Here is a 10,225-nt window from a genome sequence, read left to right on the forward strand (position 1 = left end):
GTTACTTGTTACTTGTTACTTGTTACTTGTTACTTGTTACTTGTTACTTGTTACTTGTTACTTGTTACTTGTTACTTCGTTATAAGATCCACTGGTTGCTATTTGAAATGACTATAAGTCTTTAAATTAATTATGCCTAGCTACTTATCTTGGTCAGCTACAACTCGCACAGGAGTTGGGGTAGAGATAAAGTGAAGTTGTTTTCTCACTGCACAGGGTATAGTCTGTAAGAGATCCAGCATTTCAGAGATCAAATAGTTCAACTCTAGCTGCGATCGCTTTAAGATTTGAGGTTTGGCATAAAGTAAAATTTGATTTAATAAACGCTGTAAACGTTGCGCTTCTTCTAAAGCTAAGGTTAAATATTCTTGATACTTAGGGGGCAGGTTGAGGCGTTTAAAAGAGTTTAAACCCATTAAGAATGACTATAGTCCCAGATCTACTGCCACGCGATGTCCACAGCTCATCCCAGAGAAAGCGACAGCGTTTAAACCTTGACCAGGAAAAGTACTATCACCCACACAATATAATCCAGGAATGCTGGTGCGATTAAAGGGCATTCCTAACAAGCCAGCCAGTTTACGACTTGGCACTGGGCCATAAGTCCCGTCTTCTCTGCCTAAAAAGCGACGATGAGTACGGGGAGTACCCACTTCCTGATAATCTAAGCTAGCAGAAAGCCCAGGGAAAATTGCTTCTAAACGATGAATGAGTTTAGTTGCAGCCAGTTCTTTTTTCTCTTGATACGCTTGAGGTGATAGTCCTTGCCAATCGTCTATCCAGCTAGGGGTAAAGGTGTGAATAATATGATATCCAGGCGGTGCTAGACTAGGATCGAGTAAAGTAGGAATCGAGACAAAGATTGTGCCTTCGTTTGCTTCCATTTTGTCCCAGCTTTCCAATAAAATATGATGACAGTCCGTATCTTTGGGTAACAAACTAGCCTCAACTCCTAAATGCAGACTGAGGAAGCTAGGAGATTTCTGATATCGTTGCTGCCATTTGATTTCTTGTTTGGGAGTCTGTTCAGGGGAAATTAGTTTACCAAAAGTGTCCCAGCGGGTTGCATTAGAAACTATTTTTTGAGCGCGATATTCAGTATTGTCGGCAAGCTTGACACCAACAGCTTGACCATTTTCCAAAATAATTTTACTAACTCTAGCTTTATATTTAATTTCTCCTCCAGCCTGAATTAAACCTTCAGCTAGTTTTTGGGCAATTTGCCCTACACCACCTTTAGGGTAGTTGATTCCTCCGTAATGGCGATCGCTAAATACCATGCCAGCGTTAATCATTGGGGTTTTATCAGCAGGTACTACCGACCACAAATAACACTCCATGTCAATAAATTGCAGCAGCTTGGGATCTTTAATCTGCTTGCGGGCAAGATCCCCCACGTTCAAGGGTAAATATTTAGCTAAACCCAGACAGGAGAAGGGCTTTTGGAAAAACACGCGCGCTAGATAGCGGGGTTCTTCTAAGGAAAGCAACTCCATGGAATTAAGATAGTTAAATACTTCCCAACACTTGCCATAAAATGCTCTAATTCCCTTTTCTTCATGGGGAAAAATAGCAATTAGCTCTTGCAAAAATTTTTCATAATCGCGATGGACTCTTAATTCTAAGTCATCGGGCAAATGATAGTGAATCTGAACGGGATCGGCGAAGATTTCTAGCTTCATTCCCACCGCTGCTAAAGCGCGAGTTAATAGGTTAGTTGTACCCTTGTCTCCAAAACCAAAAATCATTGATGCTCCTACATCAAAGCGGTATTGCCCTCGTTCAAAGTAACCACCACTCCCGCCAGGAATCAAATAACGCTCCAAAACTAATACTTTTGCTCCCTTGGCTGCTAGTTGAGTAGCCGTTACCAAACCACCAATACCAGAACCTATAACCACCACGTCATACGATGTTGTGGTCGGAGTTGTTGCGATCGCATTCATAAATTAATTAAAAAGATGCTGAAATAGAGTCAAGTAATGTTTAGATATATAGTTTACCGTCAAAGCTAGATTTTAAGTGTATGTTTTACGTGATTATGGGAGTTTCAGGCACAGGAAAATCAACTATTGGCAGGCTATTAAGCGATCGCCTTGGCTGGGATTTTTATGATGCTGATGATTTTCATTCTCCAACAAATCTTGACAAAATGAATCGCGGTATTGCTTTGACAGATAGCGATCGCCTCCCTTGGTTAAAAGAACTCCAGCAGTTAATCTCTCATACTCTAGGCAGCAAACAGAATGGTATATTAGCCTGTTCTGCACTCAAGCTACAATATCGTCAAATTCTGCGGGGAGAAAGTTCTGAGGTTGTTTTTATCTATCTCAAAGGAGACTACGATCGCGTTCAAAGTAGAATGAAACAGCGTACAGGACATTTTATGAGTCCTAATTTACTCCGCAATCAGTTTGACACTCTCGAAGAACCACAAGATGCGATCGCTATTGATATTGCTCTTGATCCTGAAGCAATAGTAGAAGAGATTTTGACGAGGATCGCCAACCAAGCGTATAGCTCATAGCTACAAACGAAGTTTGTAAAAAAAAGACCATCTCACAAATGACATGAGACAGTCTTAAATACTGTATAGCCAGGGTAAAGCTTAAAGCTTAGCGCGAAGTTAAGGCGCGTTTTGAGTAAGAGTATTCTTTCTCAAAAGCCGCCGTGCGTTGCGGGAGTTCCCCCCGTTGAGCAAACTTCGTAAGAAGAGCTTAAAGCTTTGCCAATTAATAATCAAAATCACCAGCACCGCCAGCAGCAGCACCTTGACTTTTTTCTGGCTTATCAACGACGATACATTCGGTAGTTAAAACCATTCCCGCGATCGAAGCAGCGTTTTGTAATGCTGAACGAGTTACTTTAGCAGGGTCAACAATACCAGCTTCAAACATGTTGACAAACTCGTTGGTAGCAGCATTAAAGCCAATGCTAAAGTCTTTTTCTTTGACTCTTTCGGCAATTACCGCGCCGTTTTGACCAGCGTTTTCGGCAATTCTTTTTAAAGGTGCAGTTAAGGCACGGGCAACAATAGTTGCACCAGTTAGAGCTTCATCCTTAAGGTTAGCCTTTGCCCATTCTTCTAAGCCAGGAACTAAATGCGCGAGAGTAGTACCACCACCAGGGACAATCCCTTCTTCTACCGCAGCTTTAGTTGCGTTGATCGCATCTTCTAAACGCAATTTACGGTCTTTCATTTCGGTTTCAGTCGCCGCACCAACTTTGATTACAGCAACCCCACCAGAAAGTTTAGCCAAGCGTTCCTGTAGCTTTTCTTGGTCATAAGAAGACTCAGTTGCTTCTATTTGACGGCGAATTTGCTCACAACGGCTTTTAACTGCCGCTTCATTACCTTCAGCAACGATAGTAGTGGTGTCTTTGGTAATATTAATGCGACGAGCAGTACCAAGCATGTCTACGTTAGCACTCTCTAGTTTCAAACCAGCATCTTCGGAGATAACCTGAGCACCAGTTAGAACTGCAATATCTTCTAACATTTGCTTACGGCGATCGCCAAAACCAGGCGCTTTAATCGCCGCTACATTTAGCACTCCCCGTAGACGGTTAACGACCAAAGTAGCCAAAGCTTCTTTTTCAATATCTTCAGCAATGATTACTAAAGGTTTACCCTGACGTGCTACCTGTTCTAATACTGGGACAAGATCCTGTACAAGATTGATCTTTTTGTCGGTAATCAAGATTAGAGGTTCTTCTAAGGCTGCCTCCATTCTTTCAGTGTCAGTGACAAAATAAGGAGAGATATAGCCTTTATCAAAACGCATCCCTTCAGTAATTTCTAGTTCGGTAGTCATAGACTTACCTTCTTCTAGGGAGATAACTCCTTCTTTGCCGACTTTATCCATTGCTAAAGCAATCATATCGCCGACTTCTTGGTCGTTACCAGCAGAAATAGTTCCTACTTGAGCGATCGCTTTAGAATCACCCACAGGCTGTGCCTGTTCTTTGATTTTACCGACCAAATGTTCGATCGCCTTATCAATTCCCCGCTTGATGGCGATAGGATTTGCCCCTGCTGCAACATTACGCAGACCTTCTTTAACGATGGCATGAGCCAAAACTGTAGCAGTAGTAGTTCCGTCTCCCGCTACATCATTGGTTTTGGAGGCAGCTTGACGAATCAAGGATACGCCAGTATTCTCAATATGATCTTCTAATTCAATTTCTTTGGCGATCGTTATCCCATCATTAACAATTTGGGGCGCGCCAAATTTTTTTTCGAGGACAACGTTACGTCCTTTAGGCCCAAGGGTAACGGCTACCGCTTCAGCCAATAAATCGATTCCTTTTTCTAACGCACGACGGGCTTCGTCGTTATAAATAATAGATTTAGCCATTTGTTTTGTATTTGCCTTAATGAAAAGATAAACAGTGAATAGTAAAAATTCTTGATGCTGTGATTAACAGTTGCCAGTAGCTACAACCTTAATCTGGGTAACTAACTGATAACCTCATCAAAAGACAAATTAAGCAACTGCTGCCAAGATATCTTTCTCAGATAGCAAAACATAGTCTTCACCACCTAGTTTGATATCAGTCCCTGCGTATTTAGAATACAGAACTTTATCTCCTACCTTCACTTCTAAAGGTGAGTAACCGCCGTCATCTTTGGGTTTACCAGGGCCAACACCCACAACTTCACCCACTTGAGGCTTTTCTTTGGCTGCATCGGGTAACAAAATTCCACCAGCAGTTTTTTCCTCACTAGCACTAACTTTGATGAATACGCGATCGCCTAGTGGCTTTACAGTTGTAACGTTGATACTAATAGCTGCCATGCAAAATTCTCCAGAATAGATAACTAAAGACTTAAATATTTCGAGTCTGACTTCGCGAAAGTTGCCTCTTTGTTTAGATTAGCACTCTCACCATCCGACTGCTAATTTAGCTAAACTACGTAACCTCTGGCAACAGTTTTTTTAGTGTGGTTTACCGTACAAAGTAAGCAGTTATCTACCCAGAAGTGATTGGGACAGAGGCATTTGAAAAGCAAAAGCAAGCTTAAACCAATGGTGTAAATTTACATGTCTTTTTTGAGGGGTTCTGCGCTCGATTTAAGCCCAAATTGCAGCAAAAAATCGCCCCAATCTTTAAAAATAAAATTCAAAATTATTTGGGGACGATTTGTTAACTTGTCAAGATGATTATCTAAAAGATTTATACCTGTGTAATCTATACAAAAGTTAATAGCCTACTAAATAATTACACAGAAAGCTCACTTAATTCTCTGGTCATATACTCAAAAGGTTCATCAATAAAGCTAGTATTGTCAACTCCTTGACTAGCTGCCATTTCCTTAAGCATGTCTTTCATAATCTGGATACCTACCACTGTAGGGCCGATTGGCACTCCCAAAGAATTATAAGTCTCTCGCAAACCCTGAAGAACCCTTTCATCTAGCACATCCATACTTCCTGCTACTAGAGCATAGCTAGCGTAGCGAAGATAATAGTCCATGTCTCGCAAACAAGCAGAATAGCGACGAGTAGTATAGGCATTTCCCCCAGGACTAATAAGTTCAGGAACTTCCTCAAATAATTTGAGTCCAGCATCTTTAACAATGGTGGCAGCATTACCACTGACCATTGTAGCTACAGCTACCCTGGCATTACCCGAAGCAAAAAAGTCTTTGAGGCTATCGATGGCATTACGGTCTAGGTAACGACCAGCAATATCATAATTTCTAATTAAGTTGGTAACAGCGTCTCGCATTTTCTCTAATTTCTCCCAACAGCAATTTTTTAAATTTATCTAATTTGACTATTAATTCTAGCCTTCAGTTTTTAAGCTATGTCTTAAGCTACTTTTATTAATAATCCCATAACTCGTAGCAACGACTACGGTTTAGTTTAAATTTTGACATCTTAAATTTTTGTTGCCCTTACAAGAGAGCAAATTTAAAACAAAGCTTAACTTTATTTGAATCAACCCCACGATCGAGTGAACGAGAAATTGAGTTGGGACTTATGACCAAGGTGAAATTCAGCTTTAGCTTTAAAGCTTTCATTACTTGACCAGGACAAGCAGTAAACTAACTGTCAAGAGATTTTTGGAGGAGCTTTCTAACGTTGATCAGGTGATAAAGTTCTGTTACCAAATTTACATTTTACAAAATTGCGAACAAGTACGATCAATAAAACTTAAGTATTTATTTGTAAGAAGAACATAACTGTCATGGGATACGAATCTCGCACACAAGCAATCTATCAAATCACCGATCGTGAACCAATTCCTGTTGGGGCTGCATCACGTTTAGAAGATCTTTGGGCAGTAGACGTTTTTAGCCTCAGCAAAATGAAGCAGTGTCTGCCCAAAGCAGTGTTCAAGTCTTTAAAGAAAACCATTGAAGCTGGTGAACAGTTGGATGTTTCGATTGCGGATACTGTGGCATCGGCGATGAAAGATTGGGCTATTTCTAAAGGTGCATCCTACTATGCCCACGTTTTTTATCCCATGACCAATGCCACTGCCGAAAAGCATGATGGTTTTATCTCAACTCAAAGTGATGGTAGTGCGATCGCCGAATTTGCAGGTAAGCTGTTAGTCCAGGGCGAACCTGATGGTTCATCTTTCCCTAACGGTGGTATCCGCTCAACTTTTGAAGCCAGAGGATACACTGCTTGGGATGTAACTAGTCCTGCTTATCTAATGGAAACAGACAACGGGGTAACTCTTTGTATCCCCACTATCTTTGTTTCTTGGACGGGAGAAGCACTAGATAAGAAAACTCCTCTGTTGCGATCGATTGGAGCAATGAACAAGGCCGCAACTAGAGTCTTAAAATTATTGGGCTATCACGATATCGCTCCCGTAAATTCTAGCTGTGGTGCAGAACAAGAATACTTTTTAGTAGATTCTCTGTTTGCCAACAGTCGTCCTGACTTATTGCTAGCAGGTAGAACTTTGTTTGGCAAACCTCCCGCCAAAGGTCAACAGTTCGACGATCATTACTTTGGCGCAATTCCTGAACGGGTTCAGGTTTTTATGCAGGACGTGGAAAAGAAAATGTACCGTTTAGGTATTCCTGCGAAAACCAGACACAATGAAGTAGCTCCTGGTCAGTTTGAAATTGCACCTTTTTTTGAAGCAGCCAACGTTGCCTCCGACCATCAGCAGTTAACCATGACCCTATTGCGTCAAACTGCGAAAAAACACGGCTTTGTCTGCTTGCTGCATGAAAAACCCTTTGCGGGTATCAATGGTTCTGGTAAACATGTTAACTGGTCTGTAGGCAACTCCACCCAGGGTAACCTACTCGATCCTGGTGACTCTCCCCATGAAAATATTCAGTTTTTGGTTTTTTGTGCTGCGGTAATTCGTGGAGTACATAAATATGGTCCTTTAATGCGGGCAGTAATTGCTAACGCCAGCAACGACCACCGTTTAGGTGCTAACGAAGCTCCTCCTGCAATTATGTCGGTTTATCTAGGTTCTCAATTAGAAGAACTATTTAATAAAATTTCTCAGGGAGAACTTGACGGTCAATATATTCAAAGTGGCAAGTTGGATTTTGGTGTAGAAACCTTGCCTTCTTTATCTAAAGATGCGGGCGATCGCAATCGAACTTCTCCCTTCGCCTTTACTGGAAATCGCTTTGAATTCCGCGCAGTAGGTTCTGGGCAATCCGTTTCTGGTCCTTTGATTGCCCTCAACACCATGTTGGCAGATTCTTTAAGTGCGATCGGCGATCTTTTAGAAGCAGAACTGGGTAAAGGGACAAAGCTTAATGATGCTGTGGTTGCGGTCATCAAAGAAACAATGCAGAAACATAGTGCCGTGATCTTTGGTGGTGATGGCTATTCCGCTGAGTGGCACAGAATGGCAGTGGAAGAGAGAGGTTTAGCTAACCTACCGACAACCGCTGATGCGCTGCCAGTGCTGAAAGAGAAATATATTGAAGAACTGTTTGAGAAAACTGGAGTTCTTTCTCCTGTAGAGCTAGAAAGCCGTTTTGAAGTCTATGCCGAGCAGTATGTTCTCTCCATTGAAGTTGAAGCCAAGCTAGTCATCGACATAGCAAAAACTGCGATTTATCCTGCTGCTATGCGCCATTTAGCAGACATTGCTGCCACCGTTGCTGGTTTAGAAGAAATGGGTATTAATCTCGATCAGGATAACATCAAGACAGTTGCTAAATTAACCAATTCTTTGACTACCAAGGTATCTAAGTTGGCTTCGGCTTTGGCTAAAGATGATTTTGACACTATTGAAGAACACATGAAGTATTCAGCTACCATTCTTCGTTCTTTGATGGATGATGTTAGAGCCGATGTGGATGCTTTAGAATCCGAAGTTGCTGACGATCTTTGGCCTCTACCAACTTATCAAGAAATGTTGTTTATTAAATAACTTCTTGTAAGTTTTTTAACTTTGAAATTGTTTCATCAGGTCGTAGATAATACGACCTTTTTTAATGAGAAGCTTTATATGTATCAATTATTTATATGAAATACTTAAATGTTTACTACAAATAAAAACTCTGTAAGGGCGAATGGCTATTTGCCCCTACAAAAAGTGTGTGATCTTCTTGTTTTTATTTCATATTACTTATAATAAGTTTTAAATATTTAACTTAGACTCTGTGTTAATCAGGCACAAGTTGAAGATACTGTATTTTTCTATAAAATATAGATAAAATAAATATATACAATCGACACATATTTTATTACTACTTGCCACGGTTTTCTCGGTAATCAAGCTCGAAAAGAGCAAGTAACTAGCGTGAAAGTAACTTAATTTAATCTAAATTATCCTCTACAAAAAAATTTTTGCTCATACAGTTTGTTGTGAAAAAATTTTGTATTAATAAATACGGTAAAAAAAATAAAAATCGAGCAGACTTAATAAAATTAAGTTTGCCATTTAACTTACAGACTAGCTATGTTTTTTGATTTAATCTAAAATCTGGCTGAATGGATGCCGAATTATCTAAAACTTAAAAAATACTCGAGTATAGAACTATTATGAATAATGGAACACAAGTTGGAAACTTGCTTCCAAGACCTTTAAGAACAGTCTTTAAATCGTTCTCTTCTGCATGGTTTCTGTGTATTCCTTTGGCGGCAGTGATTGTCGTAGTTTGGAATACAGCAGCTACAGCTCAAGGATTTGAAGCTCCTAAAAGCTTAGAAGAACTAACAGTTGTTGTAGATACAATATTTATCTTAACTAGCACGATTCTAGTCGTCTTTATGAATGCTGGATTTGCGATGGTAGAAGCAGGATTTTGTCGCCAAAAAAATGCGGTAAATATTCTTGCGAAAAATTTAATTGTTTTTGCTGTAGCCACTTTAGCTTATTGGGCAATTGGTTATGCTCTGATGTATGGTGAGGGAAACCCTTTTATTGGCTTACAAGGTTTCTTTTTTAGTGGCAATCCTGCTCCCTATGGAAATGACGCTTATCCTGCAGCAGTACCTGAATCAATTTCCTTTCTCTTCCAAGTTGCTTTTGCAGCAACCGCAGCGACAATTGTCTCTGGTGCAGTGGCAGAAAGAATTCATTTTGGTGCTTTCCTCATCTTTAGCACCCTGCTGGTGGCTGTGTCTTACTCTGTTACTGGACACTGGATTTGGGATGGTGGCTGGTTAGCTGAAATGGGCTTTAGAGATTTCGCTGGATCAACTGTGGTTCACTCTGTTGGCGGGTGGGCAGCTTTGGTTGGTGCAGCTATGCTAGGTCCTAGATTGGGTAAATACCAAAATGGTAGAATCAGTGCTATTCCTGGTCACAACATGGGTTTTGCCACTTTAGGCTGTTTGATTTTGTGGGTCGGCTGGTTTGGTTTCAACCCTGGTTCAGAGCTGGCAGCAACAGCTAACGTTCCTTATATTGCCCTGACGACTAATTTAGCAGGAGCAGCAGGTGGCGTAGCATCTACTGTAACATCCTGGCTTAAAGATGGTAAGCCAGATTTATCCATGGTCATCAACGGTATTCTAGCTGGTTTAGTTGGTATTACTGCTGGTTGTGCAGATGTTACCTATCCGGCCGCCATCGTCATCGGCTTAATTGCTGGTGTGATCGTAGTTTTTTCTGTTGGTTTCTTTGACAGGATTAAAATTGATGATCCTGTCGGTGCAACTTCTGTCCACTTGGTATGTGGTATTTGGGGAACTTTAGCAGTGGGTATCTTTAGTACTAATCCAGAACACAATCTAGTTACTCAGCTAATTGGTGTTCTTGCTATTGCTGCATTTACTGT

Annotated in this window: 8 protein-coding genes; 3 read left to right on the forward strand and 5 right to left on the reverse strand. The window is 40.8% G+C overall.

From position 1 onward, the window contains the following. Window positions 1-140: 140 nt before the first annotated feature. Window positions 141-416 (reverse strand): hypothetical protein, encoded by a 276-nt coding sequence (locus C7B62_RS21795; RefSeq protein ID WP_106242285.1) that lies wholly within the window; start codon window positions 414-416, stop codon window positions 141-143. A 9-nt stretch (window positions 417-425) separates the two neighbouring features. Further along, the gene (gene crtH, locus C7B62_RS21800; RefSeq protein ID WP_106242289.1) at window positions 426-1,946 is read right to left on the reverse strand and encodes a carotenoid isomerase; all 1,521 of its coding nucleotides are present in this window, start codon (window positions 1,944-1,946) and stop codon (window positions 426-428) included. 80 nt (window positions 1,947-2,026) lie between these two features. On the opposite strand from crtH, the gene C7B62_RS21805 reads away from it, so the two are divergent. Beyond that, a complete protein-coding gene (locus tag C7B62_RS21805) occupies window positions 2,027-2,527 on the forward strand; it encodes a gluconokinase (protein WP_199194317.1) in 501 nt (166 codons plus the stop codon). Window positions 2,528-2,732: 205 nt separating this feature from the next. On the opposite strand, the gene groL is transcribed toward C7B62_RS21805, so the two are convergent. The 3 genes from groL to apcB all read right to left on the reverse strand — a co-directional run bounded on the left by groL (window position 2,733) and on the right by apcB (window position 5,733). Then, on the reverse strand, window positions 2,733-4,358 hold the full coding sequence (groL, locus tag C7B62_RS21810) for a chaperonin GroEL (protein WP_106242296.1): 1,626 nt from the start codon (window positions 4,356-4,358) through the stop codon (window positions 2,733-2,735). Window positions 4,359-4,487: 129 nt separating this feature from the next. Continuing rightward, window positions 4,488-4,799 carry a co-chaperone GroES gene (groES, locus tag C7B62_RS21815; RefSeq protein ID WP_106242299.1) on the reverse strand — a complete coding sequence of 104 codons (312 nt, stop codon included), beginning with the start codon at window positions 4,797-4,799 and terminating at the stop codon, window positions 4,488-4,490. A 424-nt stretch (window positions 4,800-5,223) separates the two neighbouring features. Further along, window positions 5,224-5,733: an allophycocyanin subunit beta gene (apcB, locus tag C7B62_RS21820; protein WP_106242302.1), complete on the reverse strand. Its 510-nt coding sequence runs from the start codon at window positions 5,731-5,733 to the stop codon at window positions 5,224-5,226. A 462-nt stretch (window positions 5,734-6,195) separates the two neighbouring features. Between apcB and C7B62_RS21825 the strand changes: the two genes are divergently transcribed. After that, on the forward strand, window positions 6,196-8,370 hold the full coding sequence (locus C7B62_RS21825) for a glutamine synthetase III (protein WP_106242304.1): 2,175 nt from the start codon (window positions 6,196-6,198) through the stop codon (window positions 8,368-8,370). 614 nt (window positions 8,371-8,984) lie between these two features. After that, window positions 8,985-10,225: ammonium transporter (locus C7B62_RS21830; RefSeq protein WP_106242307.1), on the forward strand; the 1,241-nt coding region annotated here is incomplete at its 3' end.

The sequence above is a fragment of the Pleurocapsa sp. CCALA 161 genome, from assembly GCF_003003995.1.
Taxonomy (GTDB): Bacteria; Cyanobacteriota; Cyanobacteriia; order Cyanobacteriales; family Xenococcaceae; genus Waterburya.

Coding starts and splice junctions, on each gene's coding strand:
- C7B62_RS21795 (WP_106242285.1), bottom strand. CDS start 416: ATGGGTTTAAACTCTTTTAAACGCCTCAACCTGCCCCCTAAGTATCAA.
- crtH (WP_106242289.1), bottom strand. CDS start 1,946: ATGAATGCGATCGCAACAACTCCGACCACAACATCGTATGACGTGGTG.
- C7B62_RS21805 (WP_199194317.1), top strand. CDS start 2,027: ATGTTTTACGTGATTATGGGAGTTTCAGGCACAGGAAAATCAACTATT.
- groL (WP_106242296.1), bottom strand. CDS start 4,358: ATGGCTAAATCTATTATTTATAACGACGAAGCCCGTCGTGCGTTAGAA.
- groES (WP_106242299.1), bottom strand. CDS start 4,799: ATGGCAGCTATTAGTATCAACGTTACAACTGTAAAGCCACTAGGCGAT.
- apcB (WP_106242302.1), bottom strand. CDS start 5,733: ATGCGAGACGCTGTTACCAACTTAATTAGAAATTATGATATTGCTGGT.
- C7B62_RS21825 (WP_106242304.1), top strand. CDS start 6,196: ATGGGATACGAATCTCGCACACAAGCAATCTATCAAATCACCGATCGT.